This window comes from Qipengyuania flava (assembly GCF_011762005.1).
GTDB lineage: Bacteria > Pseudomonadota > Alphaproteobacteria > Sphingomonadales > Sphingomonadaceae > Qipengyuania > Qipengyuania flava.
The window spans coordinates 213,811-240,562 of the sequence record NZ_JAASQU010000003.1 but is presented as its reverse complement, the minus strand read 5'-3'; the positions used below and the strand labels follow the sequence as shown (position 1 = coordinate 240,562).

General features: G+C 64.9%; 37 protein-coding genes. 24 read left to right on the top strand and 13 right to left on the bottom strand.

The genetic code is table 11. The features are described from left to right. The first annotated feature begins 114 nt into the window (after positions 1–114). Positions 115–912 carry an SDR family NAD(P)-dependent oxidoreductase gene (locus FHS69_RS11660; protein WP_166777823.1) on the top strand — a complete coding sequence of 266 codons (798 nt, stop codon included), beginning with the start codon at positions 115–117 and terminating at the stop codon, positions 910–912. 46 nt (positions 913–958) lie between these two features. Here FHS69_RS11660 and FHS69_RS11655 read toward each other — a convergent pair whose 3' ends face one another. Genes FHS69_RS11655 through FHS69_RS11640 form a run of 4 tightly spaced genes read right to left on the bottom strand, consistent with a single transcriptional unit; the run spans position 959 to position 3,602 of the window. Beyond that, entirely contained in the window at positions 959–1,936 is a 978-nt protein-coding gene (locus FHS69_RS11655; protein ID WP_166777822.1) for a GGDEF domain-containing protein, read from the bottom strand. A 25-nt stretch (positions 1,937–1,961) separates the two neighbouring features. Continuing rightward, positions 1,962–2,609, bottom strand: a complete 648-nt coding sequence (gene gmk / locus FHS69_RS11650; protein ID WP_166777821.1) for a guanylate kinase — start codon at positions 2,607–2,609, stop codon at positions 1,962–1,964. 37 nt (positions 2,610–2,646) lie between these two features. Further along, positions 2,647–3,063, bottom strand: coding sequence for a hypothetical protein (locus FHS69_RS11645; protein ID WP_082834735.1), 417 nt, complete (start codon positions 3,061–3,063; stop codon positions 2,647–2,649). A 35-nt stretch (positions 3,064–3,098) separates the two neighbouring features. After that, positions 3,099–3,602 carry an SspB family protein gene (locus tag FHS69_RS11640; RefSeq protein ID WP_166777820.1) on the bottom strand — a complete coding sequence of 168 codons (504 nt, stop codon included), beginning with the start codon at positions 3,600–3,602 and terminating at the stop codon, positions 3,099–3,101. 113 nt (positions 3,603–3,715) lie between these two features. Between FHS69_RS11640 and hisB the strand changes: the two genes are divergently transcribed. From hisB to FHS69_RS11595, 9 genes are all read left to right on the top strand, one after another. Then, on the top strand, positions 3,716–4,309 hold the full coding sequence (gene hisB / locus FHS69_RS11635) for an imidazoleglycerol-phosphate dehydratase HisB (RefSeq protein WP_067500345.1): 594 nt from the start codon (positions 3,716–3,718) through the stop codon (positions 4,307–4,309). Further along, positions 4,302–4,928 carry an imidazole glycerol phosphate synthase subunit HisH gene (hisH, locus tag FHS69_RS11630; RefSeq protein ID WP_166777819.1) on the top strand — a complete coding sequence of 209 codons (627 nt, stop codon included), beginning with the start codon at positions 4,302–4,304 and terminating at the stop codon, positions 4,926–4,928. The genes hisB and hisH overlap by 8 nt, the downstream gene beginning before the upstream one ends. Positions 4,929–4,962: 34 nt before the next feature. Next, positions 4,963–5,691: a 1-(5-phosphoribosyl)-5-[(5-phosphoribosylamino)methylideneamino]imidazole-4-carboxamide isomerase gene (hisA, locus tag FHS69_RS11625; protein ID WP_166777818.1), complete on the top strand. Its 729-nt coding sequence runs from the start codon at positions 4,963–4,965 to the stop codon at positions 5,689–5,691. A 238-nt stretch (positions 5,692–5,929) separates the two neighbouring features. Continuing rightward, positions 5,930–6,700 carry an imidazole glycerol phosphate synthase subunit HisF gene (gene hisF / locus FHS69_RS11620; RefSeq protein ID WP_067500369.1) on the top strand — a complete coding sequence of 257 codons (771 nt, stop codon included), beginning with the start codon at positions 5,930–5,932 and terminating at the stop codon, positions 6,698–6,700. 69 nt (positions 6,701–6,769) lie between these two features. Beyond that, positions 6,770–6,925 (top strand): hypothetical protein, encoded by a 156-nt coding sequence (locus tag FHS69_RS11615; protein ID WP_156492848.1) that lies wholly within the window; start codon positions 6,770–6,772, stop codon positions 6,923–6,925. A 39-nt stretch (positions 6,926–6,964) separates the two neighbouring features. After that, entirely contained in the window at positions 6,965–7,279 is a 315-nt protein-coding gene (locus FHS69_RS11610; RefSeq protein WP_166777817.1) for a phosphoribosyl-ATP diphosphatase, read from the top strand. Continuing rightward, on the top strand, positions 7,280–7,663 hold the full coding sequence (locus FHS69_RS11605; RefSeq protein ID WP_067463748.1) for a histidine triad nucleotide-binding protein: 384 nt from the start codon (positions 7,280–7,282) through the stop codon (positions 7,661–7,663). 154 nt (positions 7,664–7,817) lie between these two features. Beyond that, complete coding sequence (ykgO, locus tag FHS69_RS11600) at positions 7,818–7,943, top strand: type B 50S ribosomal protein L36 (protein ID WP_050599643.1); 126 nt, start codon at positions 7,818–7,820, stop codon at positions 7,941–7,943. Positions 7,944–8,029: 86 nt separating this feature from the next. Continuing rightward, positions 8,030–8,638: an HAD-IA family hydrolase gene (locus tag FHS69_RS11595; RefSeq protein ID WP_425128226.1), complete on the top strand. Its 609-nt coding sequence runs from the start codon at positions 8,030–8,032 to the stop codon at positions 8,636–8,638. Positions 8,639–8,712: 74 nt separating this feature from the next. Here the strand turns inward: FHS69_RS11595 and FHS69_RS11590 are convergent, their stop codons facing one another. After that, on the bottom strand, positions 8,713–9,036 hold the full coding sequence (locus FHS69_RS11590) for a DUF8200 family protein (RefSeq protein ID WP_067463751.1): 324 nt from the start codon (positions 9,034–9,036) through the stop codon (positions 8,713–8,715). A 186-nt stretch (positions 9,037–9,222) separates the two neighbouring features. Between FHS69_RS11590 and FHS69_RS11585 the strand changes: the two genes are divergently transcribed. Continuing rightward, the gene (locus FHS69_RS11585) at positions 9,223–9,777 is read left to right on the top strand and encodes a winged helix-turn-helix transcriptional regulator (RefSeq protein ID WP_067463754.1); all 555 of its coding nucleotides are present in this window, start codon (positions 9,223–9,225) and stop codon (positions 9,775–9,777) included. A gap of 41 nt (positions 9,778–9,818) precedes the next feature. Then, positions 9,819–10,094, top strand: a complete 276-nt coding sequence (locus FHS69_RS11580; RefSeq protein WP_318254397.1) for a hypothetical protein — start codon at positions 9,819–9,821, stop codon at positions 10,092–10,094. Here FHS69_RS11580 and FHS69_RS11575 read toward each other — a convergent pair. Beyond that, positions 10,091–10,900, bottom strand: coding sequence for a hypothetical protein (locus FHS69_RS11575; RefSeq protein WP_166777816.1), 810 nt, complete (start codon positions 10,898–10,900; stop codon positions 10,091–10,093). The genes FHS69_RS11580 and FHS69_RS11575 overlap by 4 nt on opposite strands. Before the next feature lie 235 nt (positions 10,901–11,135). Between FHS69_RS11575 and FHS69_RS13790 the strand changes: the two genes are divergently transcribed. Next, positions 11,136–11,486 (top strand): hypothetical protein, encoded by a 351-nt coding sequence (locus FHS69_RS13790; protein ID WP_199797105.1) that lies wholly within the window; start codon positions 11,136–11,138, stop codon positions 11,484–11,486. A 3-nt stretch (positions 11,487–11,489) separates the two neighbouring features. Here FHS69_RS13790 and FHS69_RS11565 read toward each other — a convergent pair whose 3' ends face one another. Beyond that, entirely contained in the window at positions 11,490–12,998 is a 1,509-nt protein-coding gene (locus FHS69_RS11565; RefSeq protein ID WP_166777941.1) for a YifB family Mg chelatase-like AAA ATPase, read from the bottom strand. A 161-nt stretch (positions 12,999–13,159) separates the two neighbouring features. On the opposite strand from FHS69_RS11565, the gene FHS69_RS11560 reads away from it, so the two are divergent. The 6 genes from FHS69_RS11560 (at position 13,160) to yihA (ending at position 17,495) form a co-directional block, all read left to right on the top strand. Continuing rightward, on the top strand, positions 13,160–14,065 hold the full coding sequence (locus tag FHS69_RS11560) for an alpha/beta hydrolase (protein ID WP_166777815.1): 906 nt from the start codon (positions 13,160–13,162) through the stop codon (positions 14,063–14,065). 119 nt (positions 14,066–14,184) lie between these two features. Then, positions 14,185–14,319: a 50S ribosomal protein L34 gene (rpmH, locus tag FHS69_RS11555; RefSeq protein WP_067468613.1), complete on the top strand. Its 135-nt coding sequence runs from the start codon at positions 14,185–14,187 to the stop codon at positions 14,317–14,319. 87 nt (positions 14,320–14,406) lie between these two features. Further along, a complete protein-coding gene (rnpA, locus tag FHS69_RS11550; protein WP_166777814.1) occupies positions 14,407–14,790 on the top strand; it encodes a ribonuclease P protein component in 384 nt (127 codons plus the stop codon). Next, positions 14,787–14,996: a membrane protein insertion efficiency factor YidD gene (gene yidD / locus FHS69_RS11545; RefSeq protein WP_067468619.1), complete on the top strand. Its 210-nt coding sequence runs from the start codon at positions 14,787–14,789 to the stop codon at positions 14,994–14,996. Before rnpA ends, yidD begins: the two co-directional genes overlap by 4 nt. 67 nt (positions 14,997–15,063) lie before the next feature. Next, complete coding sequence (yidC, locus tag FHS69_RS11540; RefSeq protein WP_166777813.1) at positions 15,064–16,842, top strand: membrane protein insertase YidC; 1,779 nt, start codon at positions 15,064–15,066, stop codon at positions 16,840–16,842. Next, positions 16,842–17,495, top strand: coding sequence for a ribosome biogenesis GTP-binding protein YihA/YsxC (gene yihA / locus FHS69_RS11535; protein WP_166777812.1), 654 nt, complete (start codon positions 16,842–16,844; stop codon positions 17,493–17,495). Before yidC ends, yihA begins: the two co-directional genes overlap by 1 nt. 71 nt (positions 17,496–17,566) lie before the next feature. On the opposite strand, the gene FHS69_RS11530 is transcribed toward yihA, so the two are convergent. Further along, the gene (locus FHS69_RS11530; RefSeq protein WP_166777811.1) at positions 17,567–18,064 is read right to left on the bottom strand and encodes a lactoylglutathione lyase family protein; all 498 of its coding nucleotides are present in this window, start codon (positions 18,062–18,064) and stop codon (positions 17,567–17,569) included. A gap of 93 nt (positions 18,065–18,157) precedes the next feature. Between FHS69_RS11530 and FHS69_RS11525 the strand changes: the two genes are divergently transcribed. Next, on the top strand, positions 18,158–19,087 hold the full coding sequence (locus tag FHS69_RS11525; RefSeq protein ID WP_166777810.1) for a LysR family transcriptional regulator: 930 nt from the start codon (positions 18,158–18,160) through the stop codon (positions 19,085–19,087). A 7-nt stretch (positions 19,088–19,094) separates the two neighbouring features. On the opposite strand, the gene FHS69_RS11520 is transcribed toward FHS69_RS11525, so the two are convergent. After that, positions 19,095–19,514 (bottom strand): VOC family protein, encoded by a 420-nt coding sequence (locus FHS69_RS11520; RefSeq protein WP_166777809.1) that lies wholly within the window; start codon positions 19,512–19,514, stop codon positions 19,095–19,097. 214 nt (positions 19,515–19,728) lie between these two features. On the opposite strand from FHS69_RS11520, the gene FHS69_RS11515 reads away from it, so the two are divergent. Together FHS69_RS11515 and FHS69_RS11510 are read left to right on the top strand one after the other, a co-directional pair. Next, positions 19,729–20,391 (top strand): glutathione S-transferase family protein, encoded by a 663-nt coding sequence (locus FHS69_RS11515; protein ID WP_166777808.1) that lies wholly within the window; start codon positions 19,729–19,731, stop codon positions 20,389–20,391. Then, complete coding sequence (locus FHS69_RS11510) at positions 20,358–21,248, top strand: S1/P1 nuclease (RefSeq protein WP_166777807.1); 891 nt, start codon at positions 20,358–20,360, stop codon at positions 21,246–21,248. The genes FHS69_RS11515 and FHS69_RS11510 overlap by 34 nt, the downstream gene beginning before the upstream one ends. Here the strand turns inward: FHS69_RS11510 and FHS69_RS11505 are convergent. Then, positions 21,245–21,712, bottom strand: coding sequence for a cupin domain-containing protein (locus FHS69_RS11505; RefSeq protein ID WP_166777806.1), 468 nt, complete (start codon positions 21,710–21,712; stop codon positions 21,245–21,247). The two genes, FHS69_RS11510 and FHS69_RS11505, sit on opposite strands and share 4 nt — an antisense overlap. A 29-nt stretch (positions 21,713–21,741) precedes the next feature. Here FHS69_RS11505 and dapE point away from each other — a divergent pair, with 29 nt between their 5' ends. Further along, positions 21,742–22,878: a succinyl-diaminopimelate desuccinylase gene (dapE, locus tag FHS69_RS11500; RefSeq protein WP_166777805.1), complete on the top strand. Its 1,137-nt coding sequence runs from the start codon at positions 21,742–21,744 to the stop codon at positions 22,876–22,878. Between the two features lie 117 nt (positions 22,879–22,995). Further along, complete coding sequence (locus FHS69_RS11495; RefSeq protein ID WP_067468645.1) at positions 22,996–24,234, top strand: dicarboxylate/amino acid:cation symporter; 1,239 nt, start codon at positions 22,996–22,998, stop codon at positions 24,232–24,234. 312 nt (positions 24,235–24,546) lie between these two features. Here FHS69_RS11495 and nth read toward each other — a convergent pair whose 3' ends face one another. Genes nth through dapB form a run of 3 tightly spaced genes read right to left on the bottom strand, consistent with a single transcriptional unit; the run spans position 24,547 to position 26,741 of the window. Further along, a complete protein-coding gene (gene nth / locus FHS69_RS11490) occupies positions 24,547–25,197 on the bottom strand; it encodes an endonuclease III (protein WP_166777804.1) in 651 nt (216 codons plus the stop codon). Positions 25,198–25,210: 13 nt separating this feature from the next. Then, positions 25,211–26,008, bottom strand: a complete 798-nt coding sequence (locus tag FHS69_RS11485; RefSeq protein ID WP_067505435.1) for an ion transporter — start codon at positions 26,006–26,008, stop codon at positions 25,211–25,213. A 4-nt stretch (positions 26,009–26,012) separates the two neighbouring features. After that, positions 26,013–26,741, bottom strand: a complete 729-nt coding sequence (gene dapB, locus FHS69_RS11480; protein ID WP_166777803.1) for a 4-hydroxy-tetrahydrodipicolinate reductase — start codon at positions 26,739–26,741, stop codon at positions 26,013–26,015. Positions 26,742–26,752 lie beyond the last annotated feature (11 nt).

The following is a 26,752-nucleotide window of genomic DNA, read 5'->3' as shown; positions in this document are numbered from 1 at the left end:
GGACCAGTACCAAACCCAGTCATTGCGAGCGAAGCGAAGCAATTCAGGGAGCGGCACTATGGAGTGCCGCGTCGCCTGCGGCTCCTCGCAATGACTGAAGTGGGAGAAAATCGAATGAACCTAGAAGACCTGTTCAGCCTCAAGGGGCGCGTCGCGCTGGTTACCGGCGGTAGCCGCGGTATCGGCAGAATGATCGTCGAGGGCTTCCTCGCGGCTGGGATCGAGCGCGTGTACATCAGTGCGCGCAAGATCAACGAAATCGAGGAAACCTGCGCCGAACTGGGCGACCGCGTCATCGGCATCCAGGGTGACCTGTCCACCATCGAGGGGATCGAGGCGCTGGTCGAGGAACTGTCGGGCCGCGAAAGCCAGCTCGACATCCTCGTCAACAATGCGGGCGCAGCCTGGGGCGTCGATTACCTCGAATTCCCCGAAGCGGGCTGGGACAAGGTCATGGACCTCAACGTCAAGACGCCCTTCTTCCTCACGCAGAAGCTGCACAAGCTGCTGATTGCCGGGGCGAGCGCGGACAAGCCGGGCAAGGTGATCAACATCACCTCGATCGACGGCCAGCGCGTCAATCCGTGGGAAACCTACAGCTACCAGGCGTCGAAGGCCGCGCTGATCCACCTGACGCGGCGCATGGCGGCGCGGCTGGTCAAGGATCACGTCTATGTCACCAGCCTGGCGCCGGGAGCCTTCCCGTCGAATATGAACCGTGCTGCCCGCGATCATGAAGAAGCCAGCGCCGCGGGGATCCCCAGCAAGCGCGTGGGCGACAAGCTCGATATGGGCGGTACGGCAGTCTATCTCGCCAGCCGCGCGGGCGACTACACGATCGGCGAAACGCTGACTGTCGACGGGGGCATCGTGAACGCGCTGCTGCCGACGCACTTCGCCAGCCACGATTGATCCGGCGGCCGGGGCTTCGGCCCCGGCTACCATCGCCGGTCTGCCCTCAGGCGCTGAGGATGCAGTTGCGGCCCTCGTCCTTGGCGCGATAGAGCGCCTTGTCCGCCTGTTGCAGCGCGGTGACATTGGCTTGCTGGCCGCCCACCGCCAGCGCGACCCCGCCCGAGAACGAGATGAGCCCCATCGGCTCGTCGGTCTCGCGCAGTTTGAACTTGGTGTCGGCCAGCGTCTGGCGCGCCTGGTTGAGCCGCTTGATCACGGCCGCGATGTCGCTCGAGGGCATGATCACGATAAATTCCTCGCCGCCCCAGCGCCCGACGAATTGTGCGGTGCAGGCGTCTTCGAGCGTCGATGCGACCAGCTTGATGACGCGGTCGCCGACCCCGTGGCCGTAACGGTCGTTGACCGATTTGAAGTGGTCGATATCGCACAGCGCGATGACCCGCGGTTCGCCCTTCTCGGCCAGTTCGGCGAGATGCGCATCGATTGCCCGGCGGTTGGCAAGTCCGGTAAGCTCGTCGCGCTGCGCATCGTTGCGCGCCGCCTCGAGCTCTTCGCGCAACGTCTTCACCTCGTCCATCGCTGCGGTCAGCCTTGCCTGCGCCTGCAGCGAATGCTCGATCATGCGCGCCACGATCGAGGTCGAATCCGCCCCGCCGCCCGATAGCGTGGTGGCTTCCTCGCTCAATTCCCGGGCCAGTGCACCCGTAGCATCGGCGGCCGAAGAGGCGAGTTCGCCGATCTTGATCGTCTGGTGGCGCAGGTGCGCGCTCAGTTCGCCGTTCTTGCGCTCATAGGCGCCGAAGAAGGTCGTGGTGCCATGCGCCTCGAGAATATGGTCGGCCTCGTCCTGCTTTATGCGATACCCTTCGGCGATGATCTCGGCGACCGCGCGACCGATCGGCGATCCCGGGTCGCTCAACGCGACATAGGCCAGCGTATAGTTCTGCGGCGTGGCGGCCAGCCGGTGCCGGACGAGGAATTCGAGCGGCTTGGCGGCGTCTTCGGGGAGTTTGGCGGACATCGCGATCCAGATCCAGTTGCGGCTGTCAGGACATCAGTTCGCGGACGAAGGGAATGAGGCCGGTCTGCCGCTGGCGCTTCATGCGTTCGGCGTCGAGGATCTCGCGCACCTTGGCAAAGCAGCCGCCGACGTCCTCGTTGATCACCACATAGTCATAGGCATCCCAGTGGCTGATCTCGGCGCGCGCCCGTTCCATCCGCGCGTCGATCACTTCGTCGCTGTCGGTGTCGCGGCCGCGCAGGCGCCGTTCGAGCTCGGCGATGCTGGGCGGCAGGATGAACACGCGCACCACGTCCTGCTGGTCCTTCTGGAACAGCTGCTGCGTGCCCTGCCAGTCGATGTCGAACAGGAAATCCTGCCCTTCCTTCAACGCGTTGCGGATCCGCCCCTTGGGGGTGCCGTAACGATGGCCGAAGACATGCGCCCATTCGTAGAAATCGTCTTCTTCGACCATGCGGTCGAACTCGTCCTCGTCGACGAAATAATAGTGCACCCCGTCGACCTCGCCCGGACGGGGCGGGCGCGTGGTCACGCTGACCGACAGCTTGATCTCGTCGTCGGCGCCCAGCAGCATGCGCGAGATCGTCGTCTTGCCCGCTCCACTGGGAGAGGACAGGATGAACATCAGCCCGCGACGGGCAAGCGTGGAGGATGAGGTCTGGGATTCGGCCATGCGCGCCTATGAAGCAGGGCGCGCGGACAAATCAAGTTCAGTCGTCGCCGCGATGCGCCTGTTCGATCAGGTCGCGATCGCCCTCACGGCGCTGCGCCAGCCGGCTGCGCCGCCGGTCGTAGAGCGACTTGACCACCGCGCCGCCGCCAACCAGCAGCGCGCCGGGCAGGTTTTTGGTCGCCAGCTTGGCCAGTCCGAAGCTGACCAGCGTCTGGCCCAGCGTCTTGTTCTGGACGATCTCGCGCGCCGTGTCCTTGCCATAGCGGCCGCGCAGCATGCCCTTTTCGAGCGACCGGCGCGCGATATAGGAACCGGCGCGGATTGCGACATCGACCATCATCAGATTGGTCGCCGGGTTCTCGGTCGGACCGGGCATCTGTTCGGTCTTTGCAGGCGTTTTCTTGCGAACCTTCTTGATCGCCTTGGCGCCGTAAGCGGTGATATGCTTCGCCATGATCTGTCCCCGTCGGCTGGGGTTCGCAGCGAACCCTACTTCTTGCGGCCGAAATCGACCGTGACGACATTCGAGCCGTCTTCACTGCCTTCAACGGGCGGACCATCGCCCCGTTCCGCCCCGTCATTTTCGGGATGTTCGGTCTCAGCCGGCGCCATGTCGGCGACGGTGGCCTGGAACTGCAACCCGAAATCGACCGCCGGATCGACGAATTGCGTGATCGCGGCATAGGGGATGTCGAGTTCGGCGGGAACCTGGTTGAACGACAGGCCGACGGCAAAGCCATCCTCGCGCACGTTCAGGTTCCAGAACTTGTTCTGCAGCACGATGGTCATCTCGTCGGGGAACCGCTCGCGCAGATTCGCCGGGATCGAGACACCCGGGGCATGGGTCTTGAAGGTGATGTAGAAATGGTGCGCGCCGGGCAGTTCGCTGCCGCCCTGCTCGATTTCGCCCAGCACCCGGCCGACCACCGCACGCAGGGCTTCCTGGACGATGGAATCATAGGGGATCAGGCTGTCGGGCGTATCGTCGCTCATGCCCGCTAGGTGGCGTCGCATGTCGCGAGGGTCAAGCGCTTTAAGCGCGCCTTTACCCTGTCGATAGGTGCAATTCCTTGCGCGTCGTCCTCCGCCGCTCTAGCGCGGCTCGCATGCGTACAGGCCGGATCGAACGAAACACTGCGGAAACCAAGATTCTGGTCGAGGTCGATCTCGACGGGAGCGGCAGCTACGATGTCGCCACCGGCATCGGTTTCCTCGACCATATGGTCGAACAATTCGCCAAGCATTCGCTGATCGACGTGACCATGAAGGTCGATGGCGACCTGCATGTCGACCAGCATCATACGACCGAAGACAGCGCGCTGGCGCTGGGGCAGGCGCTCTCCGCCGCGCTGGGCGACAAGGGCGGGATCGCGCGCTACGGCAGCGCCTATTCGCCGATGGATGAAACGCTCGCCCGCGTCGCGCTCGATATCTCGGGCCGGCCCTATTTCGTCTGGAAAGCCGGCTTCAGCCAGGAAAAGCTCGGCGAATGGGACACCGAGCTGATCGAGCACTGGTTCCATTCGGTCGCACAGACCTGCGGGCTGACGCTGCATGTCGAGCTGCTCTACGGGACCAACAATCACCATATCTGCGAAGCGATCTACAAGGGCTTCGCCCGGGCGATGCGCGCTGCGGTGGAAGTGGATCCGCGCAAGGGCGGGGCGATTCCCAGCACCAAGGGGCAGCTCGGTGGCTGAAGTGGTCGCCCTGGTCGATTACGGGGCCGGCAATCTCCATTCGGTCGAGAATGCGTTGCGCAGGGTCGGGGCGAACGTCACCGTAACCGCCGATCCCGACGTCTTGCGCGCGGCGGACCGCATCGTGCTGCCGGGCGTCGGCTCGTTTCGCGCCTGCGCAGAAGGGCTGCGCGCGGAAACGGGCGTGATCGAGGCGATGCACGAACGCGTTTTCGTCGGCGGCGCCCCTTTCCTCGGTATCTGCGTCGGCATGCAATTGCTCGCGACGCGCGGGCTCGAACATGGCGAAACACCCGGTCTGGGATGGATCGACGGGACAGTGCGGCTGATCGAACCCACCGATACCAGCGTCAAGGTGCCGCATATGGGGTGGAACGACGTTGCGCCGTTGCCGCACGCGCATGGCCATGACGTGCTGGTCGGCGGCGAGGCCTATTTCCTCCACTCCTACCATTTCAAGCTGCGCCACCACGAAGACGTGCTCGCCATGACCGATCACGGCGGCGGGCTGGTCGCTGCCATCGGGCGCGACAATTTCCTTGGCGTGCAGTTCCATCCCGAGAAAAGCCAAGCCTACGGGCTCGATCTCTTGTCGCGTTTCCTCGAATGGAAGCCGTGACCGCATCCATGCTCCCCTATCCGGAACTCCGCTCATGATCGTCTTTCCCGCCATCGACCTGAAGAACGGCGAAGTCGTGCGCCTTGCCGAGGGCGATATGGATCGCGCCACCGTCTACGGCGACGACCCGGCGGCGCAGGCACGGCTGTTCGCCGAAGCCGGCGCCAGCCATTTGCATGTGGTCGATCTCGATGGCTCCTTCGCGGGTTCGGCGCAGAACCGCGAGGCGGTCGAGAGTATCGTCGCCGCTTTCCCGGGCAAGGTCCAGCTGGGCGGCGGGATCCGTACGCCCGTTGATGTCGAGGGCTGGCTCGAAGCGGGGGTCGAACGCATCGTGATCGGTACCGCCGCGCTCAAGGACCCGCAATTCGTCAAGGACATGGCGCGCGCGCATGCGAGCCGTATCGTCGTGGCGGTCGATGCGCGCGACGGCATGGTCGCGACCGATGGCTGGGCCGAGGTTTCCGACGTGTCGATCGTCGACATGGCGCGCCGCTTCGAGGATGCCGGCGTCGCCAGCCTGCTGTTTACCGACATCGGTCGCGACGGCTTGCTCAAGGGCGTCAACATCGATGCCACCGTGGGCCTGGCGCGACAGGTCGATATCCCGGTAATTGCCAGCGGCGGGGTGAAGGGCCTGATCGACATCGACACGCTGATGCAGTTCGCGGGCGACGGGATCGAGGGCGTCATCACCGGCCGGGCGCTCTATGACGGGCGGCTCGACCTCACTGCAGCGCTGCGTGTGGCGGGGGGCGTATGAAACGCCTTGTAGTCGTTGCGATCGGCTGTCTTGTCGCAGTAGGCGCGGGCGTAGCCTTTGGTTCCAGCGGCGAGATCATACTGCTGTCTGTGATCGAATTCCTCGTGCTGTTCGTTTCACTTACAGCGATCGTTGCGGTAGCTTGCAAGTTGGGTCCGATCAGGGTGGGCTCCGATCCGATCATAATTGGATGTGCTGCAGTGCTGCCTGTCATCTACGTATCTTGGTCGACAACATCATGACCGTCCGCATTCGCGTCATCCCCTGCCTCGACGTGCGCGACGGGCGCGTGGTCAAGGGCGTCAATTTCGTCGATCTGAAGGATGCCGGCGACCCGGTCGAACAGGCGCAGGCCTATGACGCGGCGGGCGCGGACGAGCTTTGCTTTCTCGACATCTCGGCCAGCCACGAGGGCCGCGGAACGCTGCTCGATATGGTCAGGCGCACCGCCGAGGTCTGTTTCATGCCGCTGACCGTTGGCGGCGGGGTACGCAGCGTCGAGGATGCGCGCGCCCTGCTGCTTGCGGGAGCCGACAAGGTGGCGGTCAATTCTGCTGCGGTAACGCGCCCCGAACTGGTGCGCGAGATCGCCGAGAAATTCGGCAGCCAGTGTGTCGTCGCCAGCGTCGATGCGCGCGCTTCGACCAGCGGCGATGTCCGCGGCTGGGAAATCTACACGCATGGCGGGCGCAAGCCGACCGGGATCGACGCGGTCGAACACGCGATCCGGCTGGCCGAGCTTGGGGCGGGCGAATTGCTCGTCACCTCGATGGATGGCGACGGCACCAAGAACGGTTACGATGTCGAGCTGACCCGCGCGATCGCCGATGCGGTCAGCGTGCCGGTCATTGCCAGCGGCGGGGTGGGCACGCTCGACCATCTCGTCGAAGGCGTAACCCGCGGCCATGCCAGCGCAGTGCTGGCTGCATCGATCTTTCATTTCGGCGATCACACGGTGGCCGAAGCGCATGCCGCCCTGCGCGCAGCGGGGCTACCCGCACGCGGCTGAGCCGGCTCGGGTCGCCGCTGGCCAGCCACCGTTCACCTCCCGTAAAATAACATTTGATATAGATCACGCATGTCCAGCCAGATGATTTCCATGGCCGCGCAATTCGCGGACGCGGCCGGCCCGCTCGGCCTGTCCGCGCGGCTCGCCGAACCCAGCGCGATCACGCTGGTCGCGATTGGGATCGCGGGTGTGGTCGTGGGGCGTTTCCTGCTCGGTCGCAACTGAGATTGACGCTGCGACCCCGCGCCGTGCATAGCGCGCGGCATGGATACGCTCTCCCGCCTCGAACGGACCGTCGCCGAGCGCCGCACCGCGGACCCTTCGCAAAGCTATGTCGCCAGCCTGCATGCCAAGGGCCTGCCGCAAATCGCGCGCAAGCTGGGCGAGGAAGGGGTCGAGGCTGCCGTGGCCACGCTTTCAGGCAGCCGCGATGAACTGGTCGGTGAAGCGGCCGATATCCTGTTCCATCTTGTCGTGGCGCTGCAGGCGCGCGACATTCCCCTTGCCGCTGTCCTTGCCGAGCTCGACCGCCGCGAAGGCCGCTCGGGCATCGAGGAAAAAGCCAGCCGGAGCGCCTGAATGCCGATCGATCCCACGCTGCCCTATGATGACGAGAACATCTTCGCCAAGATCCTGCGCGGCGAAATTCCCTCGACCAAGGTCTATGAGGACGAATGGGCCTATGCCTTCGAGGACATCAATCCGCAGGCGGAAGTGCACACGCTGGTGATCCCCAAGGGCCGCTATGTCAGCTGGGACGATTTCAGCGCGAAGGCCGAGGCCGAGGAGATCGCCGGATTCGTCCGTGCAGTGGGCAAGGTGGCGCGCGACAAGGGGCTGGTAGAACCCGGTTACCGGATGATGGCCAATGTCGGTGCGCATGGCGGGCAGGAAGTCCCGCATCTGCATGTCCATATATTCGGCGGGGAGCCACTGGGGCCGATGATCGCGCGTCGTCGCTGAGGGCGACAGTTCAAGCCGACGACCGAAGTCGCCGACGCGGCTGCGAAAGTCGCACTCTCTCCTTGACCGAATCCCCCCTGCCGGTTAACGGGCCGCTTGATTTGGGCGCGTCGGGACACCATTTCCGGCGCGCATTTATTTGACGAGAGACATCATGAAGATCCGCAACAGCCTCAAGTCGCTCAAGGGCCGCCATCGCGATTGCCGCGTCATCCGCCGCCGCGGGCGCACCTATGTCATCAACAAGACCAATCGCCGCTTCAAGGCCCGCCAGGGCTAAACGGCGCGTCACCCCGCGAGGGGTGGCTGTCTTGCAGACCGGCCCGGCTCCTTCAGGGAGTTCGGGCCGTTCGCGTTTGGAGTGGGATGATGCAGGTCGAGGCGGTCGTGTTCGATGTCGGGCGGGTGCTCTATCAATGGCACCTGCGCCACCTGTTCGAGAAGATCGTCGATGATCGCGCGCGGCTCGAGACGCTGCTGGGCGAGGTCGTGACCGAGGAATGGCACTTCGAGCACGACCGCGGACGCACGCTGGGCGAAATGGTGCCCGAACGGATCGCGCTCTATCCCGACTTCGAGCCCGAGATTCGCGCCTATGCGACGCGGTTCAACGAAACCATTCCCGGGCCCGTGCCGGGCAGCCATGCGCTGGTTGAACGGCTCGATGCGCGCGGCGTGCCGCTCTACGCGATCACCAATTTCGGGGCTGAGTTCTGGGCGGGGTTCCGCCCTTCCGAGTCGATCTTCGATCGGTTTCGCGATATCGTGGTGTCGGGCGAGGAGAAGCTGGCCAAGCCGGATCCGGCGATTTTCGCGTTGGCGGAAGCGCGTTTCGGGCGCAGCGCGTCGACGATGCTCTTCATCGACGACAATCGCGTCAATGTGGACGCCGCGGCGGCCTGCGGCTGGCATGTGCATCATTTCACCGATGCGGCCGCACTCGAAAGCGATCTCGCGGACCGCAAGCTGATATGAAAAAAGGCCCCGGCGAACGAACGCCGGAGCCTTGAGTCAGCCACCCAGTGGAGAGGGGTGGGGGATTGAACGGGTCAGCCGTTGCACTGCGCCAGCTTGTCGGCGTCGAGCGTCTTCTCGTCGGCGGTGAAGGCGACGATCTCGCCATGTTCGCGCTGCAGCTGGCGGCACAGGCGCAGCGGGCGCGAGCTGCCCTTGCGGGCGACGCAGGTCGTGCCCTTGCAGGCCCATGCAACGCCACCGGCGACCGTTACGGTCTTCTCGGCGACCGGCTGGGCGAGTTCGACGGTGTAATAGAAACCGTTGGCGCGCGCGTCGGCCGAAGCAGGGGCGAAGGACAGCGAAGCCGCAGCGGCGATCGCGCCGAGCGTGGCGAAGCGGGGGAGAAAGGAGGTCATGGGGGGATCCTTGTTTATTGCGTTTTACGCAACCAGAATTGAGTTCCTTGCAATTGAGTTTCAAATAGCAACCCATTGCCTGCGCGCCCCTTAACGCTATAGGTTTTGGCTCGCAACCCATTTTCGCATTGCATTTGGCAAAATCCGGAAATGCGCTAGATAGGTTGCAGGAAAAGGACTGAAATTATGGGTGACATCCGCGAACCGCTCCGTGAACTGACCGAATGCGGCCTGCCGCAGGCGCTCGAGGTTATGGGGGAACGATGGTCGTTCATGATCCTGCGCGCGAGCTTCAACGGCCTGCACCATTTCGAGGAGTTTCTCAGCGAACTGGGCATTGCGCGCAACATCCTGTCCAATCGCCTCGCCAAGCTGGTCGAGAACGGCATCCTCAAGCGCGACCCCTGCGCCGAGGACAAGCGAAAGATCGAATACCGGCTGACCGACAAGGGTCTCGACCTGCTGCCCGCAATGGTGGCGCTGCGCCAATGGGGGCAAAAGTACGGTGCCGAGGTGGTCGAGAACCCGGTGCTGGTCGACGAACGCGATCGCCTGCCGATCGGGCCGACCTCGATCCTTAGTCATGACGGCCGCATCCTCGGGCCTGCCGATCTCTACCTCGTCGATCGCAGCAAGCTTGGGGTCCGCGCCGACGGCACCTTCGCCGAAGCGGGTGAAACGCCCGACCGCGGCGAGGTGGTCGATTTCACCCGCGCGCGTAACGGACGGAGCGCGGCCTGAACGATCGCGTCGGGCGCACGCACGACGGGCGCTACATCATCGTGCGCGGCCGGCTCTGGCGCGCGAGCAATCCCGGACTTTCGGAACCCCGCCGCCAGCAGCTGGTCGACGAGCTGATGGCCGCGCGTCGCGCGGTCGGCCAGGCGAAGAAGGCTGATGACCGCGAGGCCGAGCGCGCAGCGCGGGCACGCGTGCATGATGCGAAGGTCGCGCTGGGCGAACGCGGACCGGTCTGGTGGAACGACGGTGCGCCCGACTACAATCGCCATCTGGTCGCCAACACGCCCTACCGCGACGACGCAGAGCCTTCCGGCTAGCTGCCGAAACGGGGACCGGCTGTGCTGCCTGCCCGGCGTTGGTAATCGATCCGGATGCGGACCCATTCGCCCACCATCGGACGACCGCCGCGTTGCGGCGGTCGCACCTTGAACTGCCAGGCGGCTGCCTGCACCGCCCGCGCAATGCCCGATCCCTGCGGCGATTCGCCCACGATGACGCAATCCTCCACCCGGAAATCAGGTGCGGTCCGGCAGTCGATCAGACCCCAGCCCGGGCCCTGCGCTGTCGATAGGTAACCCACCAGCTCGTCCGGATAGGGCTCGCGATACCAGCGCGCGGCATACAAGGGCTCGCCATTCGGCCCGATGCCCGCAATCCGCGGCGTGTCGCCGGGGGCGGGGCTGAAAGCCGGGCCGTAACCCTGCTGGGGCCGTGCGGGTGCAGCGCGGCTTTCGCGCGGGGCCGATTCGAGCGAAAAGTCATTGCGCAGGATCGGTGGGGGCGTCTCGCGCGTGAGCGACTCGGTTTCTCGCACCGGATTTTCGGCCGGCACCGGCCGGTCCACCGTCTGCTGCTGCTGGGCCGCTGCCGCGGGTTCGGGGCGCGTGGTCGGTGCCTCTTCCTGTTCCGCTTGTTGCTCCCCCGCAATGTCGAAGGCGACTAGCGCATCGCGCATCTGCACGATCTCGCGCGTAACCGTTCCCATGGACAGCAGCAGTGCAACCAGCAGCAGCTCGATCGCCAGCGTCAGCGCAATGGCCGGCAGCCGCGCGCGCATTTCGGGGCTGAGGCTGGCGTAGCGCTCGCGCAGTGCAGCGCGGGGGCCGCGGAGTGAATCGGGCAATGTCGTGTCGTTCAAAATGCAGTGTCTCGCCGGATGCCGGCCGCGGCCGGTTGAGCGTTCCTGCCCCTCGCGCGCTCAATGCGCCAAGCCGCCTCCGCCTTCAAGTGCACTTTGCATGCGTCTTGGGGCGGCGCGCATTCGTGGCACCGTGACGTCATCGTTAAAACGATCTCAACAAGTCCATGTCACAAACCGCGAAATCGACGAATCTTGAAAGCAGAGCCGGACCTGCATTGTGATCGAAATCGAAGTCCAGAACGAAACGCATCAGAACGTCCACCGCATCAAGGCGATGGCCGTCCCGCGCATCGGTGAAGGCATCCGCCTGCGCGAACCCAGCGGGCAATGGGCTTCCTACGACATCCTCGACGTGTGGTACCAGCAGGCCGAGTTCGGCGAAATCTGGGTGCCCTACATCCATGTCCGAATGACTCCGGACGATATGCGCACCGCTTCCGTAGGAGAGGCCAATCCGCTGGTCGACAAGGGCCAGCAGGTGCCGATCGAGGATTTTCTCAAGAAGTTTGAGGGCGATCACGAACACGAACCGGTCAAGCTCAACCTCGACCTCAGCGAAGACGTCTGACCGCTACGCCCGTGGGGCCTGCCGCCGGTAGCTGAGCGCTTCGGCGACGTGGATCCGGCCGACCTGCTCGGCTCCTGCCAGATCGGCAATCGTGCGCGCCACGCGCAGCATGCGCGTATAGCTGCGCGCGGACAGCCGCATCGCGGTGGCCGCCTGCATCAGCAAATCGCGCCCGGGCCGATCGGGCGATGCCCAATTCTCCAGCGCTTCGCCATCGAGTTCGGCATTCGTCCGTGCTCCGTCTTCGCCGCCGCGGGCGTTCTGAACCGCCCGCGCTGCCGCAACCCGCGCCGCCACCGCCTCGCTGCCTTCGGCGGCCGGCGGCAGCGCCAGATCGGCTGCGCTGACCGGTTCGACCTCGACATGCAGGTCGATCCGGTCGAGCATCGGGCCCGAGACCTTGCCCTGGTAATCGGCGGCGCAGCGCGGCGCGCGGCTGCACGCCAGCGCGGGATCGCCCAGATGTCCGCAACGGCACGGGTTCATCGCTGCGATCAATTGTACATTGGCGGGATAGGTCACATGCGCATTGGCGCGTGCAACGTCGACCTTGCCGGTCTCGAGCGGCTGGCGCAACGAATCGAGCACCGCGCGCTGGAATTCGGGCAGTTCGTCGAGGAACAGCACGCCTAGATGCGCGAGGCTGACTTCGCCCGGCTTGACCCGCAGCCCGCCGCCGGTGAGCGCCGCCATGCTGGCCGAATGATGCGGTGCGCGAAAGGGTCGTGCGCGGCTGATCCGCCCTTCCTCGAGTGTCCCCGCGACCGACTGCACCATGCTCACCTCCAGCGCCTCGGCGGGCGAGAGCGGGGGCAGGATGGCGGGCAGGCAGCTCGCCAGCAGGCTCTTGCCCGCACCTGGTGGACCGATCATCAGCAGATTATGCCCGCCTGCGGCAGCGATCTCGAGCGCGCGCTTGGCGGTTTCCTGGCCCTTGACCTGCCGCAGGTCCGCGCCGGTTGCCGATTCCTCGACGCTGCCCGGTTCGGGCTGAGGCAGTTGCTGCGTGCCCTTGAGATGGTTGAGCAGGCTCGCGAGATCGGGCGCGGCGCAGATCGGGACCGCGCTCGCCCAGCGCGCCTCGCTGCCCTGTGCGGCGGGACAGATGAGCCCGGCCTCCGCCTCGCTTGCATGGATTGCCGCCAGCAGCACACCGGGCGAGGGCACGATCCGCGCATCGAGCGCGAGTTCCCCGACCGCCATCCAGTCGCCAAGCTGTTCGGCATCGGTCACCCCCATTGCCGCGAGCAGCGCCAACGCGATCGGCAAATCGTAATGCGATCCTTCCTTGGGCAGGTCCGCGGGCGAGAGGTTGATGGTGATCCGTTTGGGCGGCAGCGCGAGGCCCATTCCCGCCAGCGCGGCGCGTACGCGTTCCTTGCTTTCGCCCACCGCCTTGTCCGCCAGGCCGACGATATTGAACTTGGGCAGGCCCGGTGCGACCGAGCACTGCACTTCCACGCTGCGCGCTTCGAGCCCCAGATAGGCGACCGTTTTGACCAGAGCGACCAGCGTTAACCCCCACCTCCGTGTTCGCGCTTAGATGATGCCCTGCAAGTCCCTGAATGTCGAGGAATAAGAACAACCGCAATGGCGGTGAAGAATCGTGGTTACCAGCGGCTTAACTATACCTGGTGAGCCGGTGGAAAGTGGGCGGACGGCAAATAATTGCCATGTTCCGAATCGCCACCTTTGTTATTTCCGCCCTTGGCGCGCTTGCCGCCGCTCCGCTTTCCGCCCAGTCGCTGACGCTGGTCAACTTGCCGGTGGTCTATGTCGCCAGCCCGGTCGTCCAGCAAACGCACCAGGGACGCGCGATCGATCCGGTGGCGCCGAAGGCCAAGCCAGCGACCATGCAGCGCAGCGAGACCACCCGTCTCGCCGCCGTGCGCCCGCAGGCCTACCAGCCCGCCGCGCTGCCCGTATGGAAGGCCCCCGCTTTCATCGATCGCCGCTTCCGCAACTACAATCGCGGGATCGCGCAATACGGCCCGTTCCGTGTGCTCGACGATCGCCGCGTCGCGCTGGTTGGCGAAACCGATGCCAGCACGCCGGGCTATTTCCGCGCGATGATGCGCGATTTCCCCGCGCTCGAGCAGCTCGACATGGTCGAATGCCCCGGCACGCGCGACGACCGGGCCAATCTCGCGGTCGGCCGGATGATTCGCGCTGCCGGCCTGGTCACACATGTTCCGGCGATCGGCTCGGTGCGTTCGGGTGCGGTCGAGCTGTTCCTTGCCGGGGCCGAGCGCGACATCGCGCAGGGCGCCGAATTCGCAGTGCACAGCTGGATGGATGCCTATGGCCGCGAGGCGGACGACTTCGCCATGCATGCGCCGGAGAACCGCCAGTATCTCGACTATTACCGCGAGATGGGCATGACCATCGAACAGGCGCGCGCCTTCTACGACTTCACCAACTCGGTCCCGCACGCACGTGCGCTGTGGCTCGACGCCAGCGACATGCGCCGCTGGTCGGGTCGCCCGCAGCAGGCCAAGTCGCCCGCGCGTCGCAAGCCGGTACAGGCAGCGCCGACGCAGGCCCCGACGCTCGCTTACGCCAACGTCACTTTTTCTTGACGCGCGAACGCGTTTCGCTTAGGCGCGCGGCCCTGTAAGGCGGTCGCTCGCAGGGGCGGCCCTTTTTGTTGGTGCGAATCGCTTGTGCCGACAACCAACCACTTTTTAAGGACGATCCGATGAAGCGGACATTCCAGCCCTCGAACCTCGTGCGCGCCCGTCGCCACGGTTTCTTTGCACGCAAGGCTACCCCGGGTGGCCGCAAGGTGCTGCGCGCGCGTCGCTCGCGCGGCCGCAAGAACCTCTGCGCGTGATGTGAAGCGCCGCGCTTTCGGGCGCGGCGGTTGTCACGACCAGTCAGCGGGCTCCCCTCGGGGAGCCCGTTCGCGTATCTGACGTCCATGCACCCGAATCTCTCCGTCATCCGCAAGCGCCGCGATTTTCTCGCCGCGAATCGCGGACTGCGAGTGGCGCGGCCCGGCTTCGTCCTGCTTGCGCGTCCCAATGACGGGCAGGGCAAGCGCTATGGCATTACCGTGACCAAGAAGATCGGCAATGCGGTGGTGCGCAACCGGATGAAGCGTCGCTTCCGCGAGCTGTTGTGGGCGGCGTTGCCCGACGCTGGCCTGCCCGATCACGACCACATACTGATCGGCCGCGAAGGCGGTATCGAGCGCGATTTTGCCATGCTGCGCGGGGAACTGGCCGCCGCGCTCGCACGCGCCGCTGCAGGCAAGGGCGATCGTCCGCGCGGTCCGCGCCAGCGCCGGAGCCGACGGGCGTGAAGTATCCGCTGATCTGGATCGCCCGCCTTTGGCAGCTCGGCCCCAGCCGCGTCCTGCCGCCCACCTGCCGCTTCCAGCCATCCTGCAGCCAGTACGCGATCGAGGCGCTGGGCCGGCATGGCGCGATCAAGGGTGGATGGATGGCATTCAAGCGTATATTGCGCTGCAACCCATGGGGCGGTCACGGCCACGACCCGGTGCCCTAGCACTGTCTTGACAGGCTAAGACACCTCCCCACATTCTGTATTCGACCGGACAAAGACGGGACCGACCTTGGACAACCAGCGTAACCTGATCCTCGCCATCGCGCTTTCCTTCCTGCTGTTGCTGGGGTGGACTTCGGCGATGGACTATTTCTACCCGCAGCCCGAACAGGCGCTGGTCGAAGACCGGGCGGACACGCCGACCGAACAGGCCAGCCAGGCCGCGGCGACGCAGCATTCGCGCACCGGCGGGCTCGTCGATCCGGCGATGCGCGCGCAGGAGGTCGCCGATCTCAAGGTTGCGCTGGCCAGCCCCGACCGCCTGCGCATCGATGCGCCGCGCGTGGCGGGTTCGATCAACCTGCGCGGCGGGGTGATCGATGACGTGGTGCTCAAGGGCTATAACGAGACCACCCGCAAGGATAGCGAACCGGTTCGCATCTTCTCGCCCAATGGCACGCCGGCGCAGCAGTTCGCGCAGTTCGGCTGGGTCGGCTCGAACCTCAAGGTGCCCGGGCCGCAGACGCTGTGGGAAGCCGATGGCAACGTGCTGACCGCCGACACGCCGGTCACGCTGACGCATGACAATGGCGAGGGGCTGACCTTCTCGATCCGCTATTCGATCGACGACCAGTTCATGGTCACCGCCGAACAGAAGGTCGCCAACACTGCGAGCAATCCGGTGGTCGTCCAGCCGTTCGGCCTCGTCAATCGCACCAGCCGCACCGCGAGCGAGGATCTGTGGATCGCTCATTCGGGCCCGATCGGCGTCTTCGGCGATACCGCCGAATACGATGTCGACTATGACGATCTCGACGAAGACCAGCGCGTCTCGCCCGAAGGCCGCACCAGCTGGGCGGGCTTTACCGATATCTACTGGCTCGCCGCACTCGTCCCGCAGGACGACGCTGCGCCCGAAACCACCTTCCGCGCGATGGGCAATGAAACCTATCGCGCCGACATGATCTACGAAGCCACCACGCTGCCTTCTGGCAATGCGCTCACGGTCACCTCGCGGCTGTATGCCGGGGCCAAGGAAAGCGCGGTGCTCGACAGCTATGAGGACGCCGGGCTGCAGAAATTCGGCCTCGCGATCGACTGGGGCTGGTTCCGCTGGTTCGAGAAGCCGATGCTGTGGCTGCTCCGCACGATTTACGACGCGGTGGGCAATTTCGGCATCGCGATCATCGCGCTGACCTTCATCGTGCGCGGGCTGATGTTCCCGATCGCGCAGAAGGGCTTCGCCTCGATGGCCGAAATGAAGGCGATCCAGCCGAAAATGAAGGCGATCCAGGAGAAGTACAAGGACGACAAGCCCAAGCAGCAGCAGGAGATCATGGAGCTGTACAAGAAGGAGAAGGTCAACCCGGTAGCGGGCTGTCTTCCCATGCTGCTACAGATCCCGGTGTTCTTCGCGCTCTACAAGGTGCTCTACCTCGCGATCGAGATGCGCCACCGCGATTTCCTCTGGGTCAAGGACCTGTCTGCGCCCGATCCGGCCAACCTCGCCAATGCGCTGGCCTATGTCGGGATCGACGTGCCGCAGTTCCTGATGATCATTTTCGGGCTCGGCGTGCTCGCGGTACTGCTCGGCTTCACTATGTGGCTGACCTTCCGCCTCAACCCCAGCCAGATGGACCCGATGCAGCAGAAGATCTTCGACATCATGCCGTGGATCCTGATGTTCGTGATGGCGCCCTTCGCGGCCGGCCTGCTGCTCTACTGGGTAACCTCCAACATCCTCACGCTGGCGCAGCAGAAATACCTCTATTCGAAGCATCCGCAGCTGCGCGCCTCGATTGAGGAAGAGAAACAGAAGAAGGCGGCCGAAGCGGCCAAGGCAAGCTGATGGACGAACAGGAAGCCGCCGAGCGGGCCGCGCTCGAACGGCGTGCGAACAAGCTGTTTTCGGGTCGGGTGGATTTCCTCCTCTCGGCCCCGCAGCTCAAGTTCCTGCCCGAACCCACCGTGCCCGAGATCGCCTTCTGCGGCCGGTCGAACGTGGGTAAGAGCTCGCTGCTCAACGCGCTTACCGGGCGCAAGGCTATCGCGCGCGCCTCGGTGACGCCGGGCCGCACGCAGGAACTCAACTTTTTCGAGATCGGCGATCCCACGCTGTTCCGCCTTGTCGACATGCCTGGCTACGGCTTTGCCAAGGCGCCGGTGAAGGTCGTCGAAAAGTGGAAGAGCCTCGTGAAGACCTATCTCCGCGGCCGCCCGGTGCTCGCGCGCACGCTGGTGCTGGTCGACGGGCGCCACGGCCCCAAGGATGTCGACCGCGAGATGATGAAAATGCTCGACGAGGCCGCGGTGGGTTACCGTGTCGTGCTGACCAAGGCCGACAAGATGAAGGCCAGCGAACTTGCCAAGGTGATCGAGGCGACCGAAGCCGAAGCGCGCAAGCACGTCGCCGCCTTCCCCGAAATCCACGTGACCAGCGCCGAAAAGGGCATGGGTATCGGCGAACTGAGAGCGGCTGTGCTGGGGGACGCGGGCGTTTAGGGCCAAGGCGCTGCTAGGCCATAATGTGTAAGCCAGTCGGTCGGGTGAGGGTCTCCCACCCGACCCCGGCTTCAGGAGTAGGCACCTTCCGAGTAGGTCAGCTCGTAGCTGTGGCTGTAGACCTCGAAGACGATGCCGAACGGATCTTCGACATAGCACATGCGATAGGGTTTCTCGCCGGGGTAATATTCGCGGATCGGCATCCGCTGCTTGCCGCCAGCCGCCACGATCTTTTCGACCAGTCCTTCAACGTCGGGGTCCTGGACGCAGAAGTGGAACGTGCCGTGGCGCTTGTGGTCGAGATTGTCGCTTGGGGCATAGTTCTCGGGAAACTCGAAAATCTCGATGCCTATGCGGTCAGCCGTGGCAAGATGGGCGATCCTCAGCGACTTCCAGTTCGGGCCGAACACGTCGGTACACATCACGCCGATTGGACTGTCGTCCTCTATCACCTCGGTTGGCTCCATGATGGTGTATAGGCCGAGAACCTCGGTGTAAAATTTCACGGCGGCCTCGAGGTCGGGGACCGAAAGGCCGATGTGCGAGAATGTCTTGGGCGATACGTTCATCGTGTATCCTTTCACTGCTTGATCGCGCCCATATCGACCTTGCACACTACAATTAGAAATTATCATTCCACATGGATATGATAATGCTGCGTTATGGCAGAGCTCAATTCCCGGTGGCTGAGATCCTTTACCGTCCTGTGCGAAGCAGGTAATTTCACGCGCGCGGCCGAGCGTCTCAAGATGACCCAGCCAGGAATGTCCCAGCATATCTCGAAGCTGGAAGAGCAATTGGGCTTGGCCCTGGTAGAGCGAGGTACGCGCGGTTTCGTCCTCACCGATGCCGGGGAGAAAACCCTCGCCATGGCCCGCGCACGCTGGCGCCTCGAGCGCGATTTCCTCGACAGTCTCGACGACGCGGACGAGGATCGAGGATCGGTGAGCGTCGCTTGTTCGGGCAGTTTCGCAATGCTGCTCTATCCCAGCCTGATCGCATGGATGGCCGAGGCTCCCGGCGTTCGTGTGAGCCTGACTGCGGCACCAGAGGAAAGCATTGTATCCGGGGTTCTGGCGGGTACTTATGACATTGGTGTCGTGGGGGATGCGCCGCGCCATCCACGTTTGATGAGCGAGCACCTCGGCCCGGAACCCCTCGATCTCATCTTGCCGCTGGAATGGGAAGGACGCTTGCCCGGTTTCGAGCAACTGCAGTCGCTGGGCTTCGTCGAGCACCCCGACGGGGCATCATATGCCGATGCGGTTCTTGGTGCCAATTTCGGTAGCGAATACCGCGGTGCGGAACGGTTGCACGTGCGCAGCTTCGTCAATCAAATCGGGCAGATCCCCGAGCCGGTTGCGCAAGGGGTGGCCTATTCGATCCTGCCGCGCAGCGGTGTCTTGGCCTTCCCCGAAAGGGAGCGCCTTTCGATCGCGCCATTTCCAGAACCCAGCATCCTCCAACTCCACCTCATAACACTGAAACGGAAGACCCGCTCGCCACGGGCCGAGAAGCTGGCTGGTATAGTCAGAAAGGGAGCTGCCAAACTCGCTTCGGGATCGTTCGCTCCCGGGGCGCTAGCGGCTTGAAGGACAATCAGGTTGCAAACAGCATCGCGTCGTCGGCGAAGGCTTTCATCTCCAGCGCGTTGCCGCTGGGGTCGCGGAAGAACATCGTAGCCTGTTCGCCGGGTTGTCCCTTGAAGCGGATGGTCGGCGGGATCGCGAATTCGGTGCCTGCGGCCTCGAGCCGTTCCGCCAGGTCCTGCCAGTCCGCCATCGCCAGCACGATCCCGAAATGCGGCACGGGCACGCCGTGCCCGTCGACATGGTTGTTCGCACGGTCGCCCGCTTCGCCGGGAGCAAGGTGCGCGACGATCTGGTGGCCGTAGAAATCGAAATCGACCCATTCGCCGCTCGACCGTCCTTCGGGGCAACCCATCGTTTCGCCATAGAAGCGGCGCGCAGCGGCGAGGTCGTGGACGGGGAAGGCGAGGTGGAAGGGTCTGAGCGACATGTCTACTCCGTCGCCCCTGCGGAGGCAGGGACCTAGATAAGGGGTCTTGCTGGCACACCTTCCGCCCAATGGAAACCGTATCGAGCGTCGCTGCCGTTGTCTGGATTCCCGCCTGCGCGGGAATGACGATCCGGGGCCGGGCAACCTTGCCTGTTCAGCCTCGACAGTACCCGGCCGGGCCTCTACCGCCGCCCCACGCAAGGTGGGTGCACACATGAAGCTGATCATCGGCAACAAGAATTACTCGAGCTGGAGCCTGCGCGGCTGGCTCGCGGCCAAGCAGTCGGGCCTGTCCTTCGAGGAAATCACCGTGCCGATGTTCGGCAAGCAATGGTATGCGCTCAAGAGCGAGGATGGCGGCACGCAGCCTTCGCATGGCAAGGTGCCGATCCTGTGGGACGAGGAAGCGGTGGTGTGGGACAGCCTCGCGATCCTCGAATATCTCGCTGACAAGGTCGGGCGCGACCGGTTCTGGCCCAAGGACGCGGTCGCGCGCGGCATGGCGCGTTCGATGGTCGCAGAAATGCATTCCTCATACCACGCGCTGCGCGGCGAATGCCCGATGAACGTGCGCAAGCGCTTCGAGGGCTTCACGCCGAGCGAGGCCTGCCGGCAGGACATCCTGCGCATCCTCGGCCTGTGGGCGGAAGCACGCAGCCGCTTTGGCAGCGGCGGCCCCTTCCTGTTCGGCACATTCGGCGCGGCGGATGTCTACTTCGCCCCGGTCGTGTCACGTTTCATCAGCTACCAGATCCCCGTTCCCGGTTTTGCCGCGGCCTATATGCAGGCGGTGTGGGAGCATGAGTGGCTGCAAACCTGGATCGAGGCATCGGACAACGAAGAATGGGTCATCGAACAATACGAAACCATTGCCTGAGCGCATGTGCGGCGCTGGCCGCACTGCTGCTGCCCGTACAGGCGCAGGCCTGGGGCTTCTACGCGCATACGGTGACTGCCGATATCGCGCTTGAGAACGTGCGCCCCGATACGCGTGCGGAGATCGACCGGCTGCTCGAGGCCGCGCCCATGCTGGGCACGCCCGAATGCGATCTGGACAGCCTGCAGGATGCGAGCGTGTGGCCCGATTGCCTGCGCGGCCAGTACTGGCGCTGGGGGCATACCTTCGCTTGGCACTACCAGACCGAGCCGGTCACCGAGGAATATGACGCGCGCAAGAACTGCTCGGGCCTCGGCTGCGTCAGCGCGCAGGTCGAACGCAACCAGCGGATCCTCGCCGATGAGAGCCTGCCCGATAATGTCCGGGTGGAAGCGCTCGCCTTCCTCGTCCACTTCATCGGCGACATCCACATGCCGCTGCATTCGGGCGATCACGACGACCGCGGCGGCAACGACCGCGAGGCCGCCTATGGCATCGTCCCGGGGCTGAACCTGCACTGGGTGTGGGACGGGCCGCTGGCCGAACGCGCGATCAGCGGCGATCCGCCGATCGCGCGGCGCTACGGCGCGGCCGAACGCGCCGAACTGGCTGGGGGCAAGGCCGCCGACTGGGGCCGCGAAAGCTGGCAGATTGCGCGCGATTTCATCTATCCCGAAACCTTCGGCTGCGACCCGTGCGAGGGCGAGCTGCCGCGCGAAACCGCGCTGTCGCAGGAACTGATCGAACGCTCGGCCCCGATCGCGCGGCGCCGCGTGCTGCAGGCGGGCCTGCGCATGGCCGAATATCTCGACCGCGCCTTCGAGCCCGGGCCGCTGCCCGAAGAGGATCGCGACTAGGGAATGCGCTCGGTCTCGTAGCGGCTGCCATCGCGGCGGAAATAGCCTTTGGGGCTGAACCGCATGTCGATATCGGGATATTGGCCGCCGTCGATGGCGAACTCGCCCGCAGAAGCGACCACGAAGACGCAAGGCTCCTCGCCACGGTTCTGCAGGTGGTGGCCATTGGCTGCGCCCGCGGGCCAGGCGAGGATATCGCCGGGGCGCACGGCGGTTTCGCCATCGTCCTCGACCAGCACCGCTTCGCCTGCGAGCATCACCAGCAGTTCGTCGAGATCGGTGTGCCAGTGCCGCTGGCTCGACCAGGCGCCCGGCTCGAGCACGACGTGGCTCGCGCGCAGATGCTCGAGCCCGCAGGCCGGGGCAAGGCGGCGGTAGCGGCGGCCGCTCACGGGCGCATCGAACGGCGCGGGATAGCCCGTCGCATTGGTCTGGGGGATGGCATCGAGATCGAGCTTGGGCATCGCTGCGCACTCCTGCTAGCGCGTGCAGCATGACTGATGTTCTCGATCTCGCCAAGCGGCTGATGGCCGCGCCCAGTGTCACCCCCGCCACGGGGGAAGTGTTCGATGCGCTCGAAGCGATGCTGGCTCCGCTCGGTTTCGAGGTAACGCGCTTCACCCGCGGAGAAGGCGCCGCAGGCAGCCCCGAAGCACCGGTCGAGAACCTCTTCGCAATCCGCCGAGGGCCCGAAGGCTCGAAGCATTTCGCCTTTGCCGGCCATCTCGACGTGGTCCCTCCCGGTGGCGGCTGGACCAGCGAGGCCTTCGAACCCGAAGTGCGCGGCGAGTTGCTCTATGGCCGCGGCGCGGTCGACATGAAGGGCGCGATCGCCTGCATGGTCGATGCGGCGGCGCAGGTGCCTGCCGATGCGGGGACGATCAGCTTCATCATCACCGGCGACGAGGAAGGCCCCGCGCTGCACGGCACGCGCGCGCTGATCGACTTCATGCGCGAAGCGGGGCACCAGCCCGATCTGTGCCTCGTCGGTGAACCCACCAGCGTCAACCGGCTGGGCGATATGATGAAGATCGGTCGCCGCGGTTCGGTCAACATCTGGCTCGAAGTGCAGGGGACGCAGGGGCATGTCGCCTATCCGCATCTGGCGGATAACCCGATCCCCAAGCTGGTCGCGATGCTTGCCGAACTGGATGCGCTGGTGCTCGACGAGGGCACCGACTGGTTCCAGCCGAGCAATCTCGAAGTGACCGAGGTGGACGTGCCTAACGATGCGCACAATGTGATCCCTGCAGTGGGCAAGGCGCGCATCTCGATCCGCTTCAACGACCTGCATTCGGGCGCCTCCTTGTCCGAGAAGGTCGGCGCAATCGCGCAGAAGCATGGTGGCAGCGCTCTGCCGATCATCAGCGGCGAGCCGTTCCTGACCCCGCCCGGCGCATTCAGCGATGCGATCGCGGCGGCGGTCAAGGCAGAGACCGGTGTCGATCCCGAGCCCTCCACCACCGGCGGCACGTCGGATGCGCGCTTCCTGCGTGCGGTCTGCCCCGTGATCGAGTTCGGGCTCGTCAACGCCACCATGCACAAGACGAACGAAGCGGTGGCGGTGGAGGACCTCGTCACGCTGAGCCGGATCTACACGCGCATCGCGCGCGACGTGCTCGCCGGCTGAGCGGGCAGCGGGGTCACAAAGCTATGCAAGCCGCGACAGTTGCGGCATGAATTGCCGCGCGGCATGCGCTGCACGCAGTGATTTGAAGACGACGATCTGAAAACAAGGGGTTGGGATTTGCTGAAGACCTGGTTCGAGATTCCGCTGTGGCAGCGCGTGATTACCGCGCTCATTCTCGGCGTTCTGACCGGCTGGGCCTGGGGCCCCGAAGCCGAAAGCATCAAGTGGATCGGCGATTTCTTCATCAAGGCGATCAAGATGCTGGTCGTCCCGCTGATCTTCTTCAGCCTCGTCTCGGGCGTGGCGGCGATCGGGGATTTGCGCAAGCTCGGCGCGGTCGGGGGCAGAGCGATGCTGCTCTTCGTGGTGACAGGCCAGATCGCGGTATGGATGGGGCTGGGCCTCGGCACGCTGGTCCAGCCGGGCGCGGGACTCGACACCAGCGTGATCCAGAAGGGGGCCACCCCCGAACCCAATGAAACCACCGCGGTCGACATGGTCCTGTCGATCGTACCCGAAAGCCCGGTGCAGGTGATGGCCGATGTCGCGGTGCTGCCGCTGATCGTCTTCAGCCTGCTGATCGGCATCGGCATTTTGATGGCCAAGGAAGACGGGCTGCCCGTCCAGAAGGTCTTCGATAGCGGTGCGGTGATCATGCAGAAGGTCACCATGATCGTGATGGAACTGACCCCCTTCGGCGTCTTCGCGCTGATGGCGTGGGTGGCGGGTACGCTGGGGCTCGACGCGCTGGTCAGCCTCGCCAAGCTGGTCGGGCTCAACTATCTCGGCTGCCTGCTGATCATCGCGCTGATCTACGGCAGCATGATCAAGTTCCTCGCCCGGTTGCCGGTGCGCGACTTCTTCCGCGGCATCGTCGATGCGATGGCGGTGAGCTATTCCACCGCCAGCTCCAATGCGACGCTGCCGGTGACGCTGCGCTGTGCGGAGCGCAATCTCGGCGTGTCGAACTCGGTGGCCAGTTTCGTCATCAGCCTCGGCGCGACGATCAACATGAACGGCACCGCGATGTACCTCGGCCTCGCCACGCTGTTCGGGGCGCAGATCTTCGGGGTCGACCTGTCGATGGGCGATTATTTCCTCATCTCGATCCTTGCGACGCTCGGCGCGGTCGGCGCGGCGGGCATCCCGGGCGCGGGCCTGATCATGATGGCGCTGGTGTTCGGTGCGGTCGGCGTACCGCTCGAAACGATCGCCTTCGTCGCCGGGGTGGACCGGATCATGGACATGATGCGCACCACCACCAATGTCAGCGGCGATGCTGCGGTGGCGACCACGGTGGCTGTGATGACGGGCGAGATCGACACGCGCGAGATGATCTCCGCGGACGATGTCTAGCTGGTCGGAACTCAGTCCCTATTCCCGGGCGCTGCGCTTATCTCTAGGTTTGATAGCGCTGGCTCCGCTATGGTTTGGGCTTCCCACAATTTTGGATAGTTTGGGCGTCGAAGCTCGGAATCGCGAGCCTGTGCTCTTTGCGTTTCTCATCATATTTGGAATGGCAAGCCTCGCATCTCTGCTGATCCGATGCCGAAGCTGCGGACGATCACTCTTCGTGAACGACTACCTTTGGGGAGTTGTCACATTACCCGGTCCTGTGCCTGCGAAAATTTGTTCTAAGTGCGGAACTGATCAGACGAGAACAGTTGATTAACGCCCTTGGGGCTTCTCCAGCATTTTCTTCCGGTAGCTGCACAGATCGACCACCGGACAACGCCAGCATTCGGGCGTGCGCGCCTTGCAGACATAACGGCCGTGCAGGATCAGCCAATGATGCGCGCCCAGCCGAAAGGGCTCAGGCACGCGCTTCTCTAGCTTCGCCTCGACCTGCTCGGGCGTCTTGCCCTTGGCGAGGCCGGTGCGGTTGCCGACGCGCAGGATATGCGTGTCGACCGCGAAGGTCTCCTGTCCGAACCAACAGTTCAGCACGACATTGGCGGTCTTGCGGCCGACGCCCGGCAGGCGGACGAGGTCCTCGCGCGTGTCGGGAACCTCACCGCCATATTCGTCGACCAGCAGTTGGCTGAGCGCGATCACGTTCTTGGCCTTCGAATTGAACAGGCCGATGGTCTTGATGTGCTCCTTCAGCCCGTCTTCGCCCAGCGCGAGCATCTGGGCGGGCGTCTCGACCCCCCGGAACAGCGCGCGCGTGGCCTTGTTCACGCCCACGTCGGTCGCCTGCGCCGACAGCGCCACGGCCACCACAAGCTGGTAGGCATTGCCGTATTCGAGCTCGGTCTCGGGCGAGGGATTGTCCTCCGCCAGCCGACGGAAGAATTCGAAGATCTGGTCCTTGGTCATATCCGAGTGCCGCCTATTCGGGGAGCGCGCCCTCCATTTCCTCGAGCGCGCGCGCCATCGCTTCACGGCGCCGCTGCATCGCATCGGAGAAGGCGGCGGCGACGATACCGGTGGGCAGGGCCACGAGCAGCACCCCGCCGATCGCGACCAGCGCGCCGATCAGGCGGCCGGCGGTGGTGACAGGATAGGCGTCGCCATATCCCACCGTGGTCAGCGTGATGACTGCCCACCACAGCGCGCGGGGGATCGAGCCGAACTGCTCGGGCTGCAGGCTGCCTTCCACCCAGTACAGGCCGGCCGCGCCGAGTAGTACCAGCACCAGCGCCAGCGTGGCACAGACCAGCAGGTCGTAGCTGCGTTCGCGCAGCGCCGCGCCGATTTCGCGCATGGCGGCCGAAAAGCGGCTGAACTTGAGGATGGAGATAATGCGCAGCAGCCGGATTACGCGCAGGACTGCCGCATTGGCGATGAAGAAGGGCGCGAGGCTGACCACCACCACCAGCAGGTCTATCAGCCCGATGGGCGAAAAGATGAAGCGCAGGCGCTTGCCCCATGCCGACCCGGGCCCCTCCGCCTCGGGTGCAGCGAAGATGCGGCCGAGATATTCGAGCAGGAAGATCGTGCCGAACACGAATTCGGCGACCAGTATTTCGTGCTGGTAGGGAATACGGATCTGCGGTTCGGTGGCGACGATGCCCACCAGCAGCGCGGCGAGGATGGTCCAGACGACGAAGACGTTGAGCCCGGTAAGCTTGCCATCGGGCCATGATCCGATGTGCAATTGCCGGTGGAGGCGCGCGCGCAACGTCATCCCGTCAGAGCCCCAGCACCTCGTCCATCGAATAGCGCCCGGGTGCGCGGCCGATCAGCCACTCCGCCGCACGGATCGCGCCCCGCGCGAAAATGCTCCGATTCTCCGCGCTGTGCGACAGGGTGAGGCGTTCCTCCTCTCCTGCGAGGATCACGCTGTGTTCGCCCGCAACGGTGCCCCCGCGCAAGGCCGCGAAGCCGATCGCGCCTTCCTGTCGCGCGCCGGTATGGCCATCGCGCCCGCGTTCCGCATGCGCAGCGAGGTCGATCCCGCGCCCTGCCGCGGCGGCCTCGCCTAGCAGCAGAGCGGTCCCGCTTGGTGCGTCGACCTTGCGGCGATGGTGCATTTCCACGATTTCCACGTCCCAGTCCGGACCAAGCCGCGCCGCGGCCTCGCGCACCAAATGCGCCAGCAGCGTGACGCCGAGCGAGGTGTTGCCGGTCTGCAGGACGGCAACCGCGCGCGCGGCCTCGTCGATCGCGGCGTGATGGCGATCCTCGAGCCCGGTCGTGCCGATCACCAGCGGGACGCCGGCCCCGATCGCGGCATGCAGATTGGCATCGAGCGCTTGCGGTGCCGAGAAATCGACCAGTACGTCGCTCGCATCGGCCAACGCCGCGGCATCGCCGCCGCGATCGATCCCGCCCGACAATGTGTGTCCGGCATCTTCGATGACACGCGCCAGCGCATGACCCATTGCACCTTCGCTGCCGATTATCCCGATTTGCGCCATTCTCGCTCCGT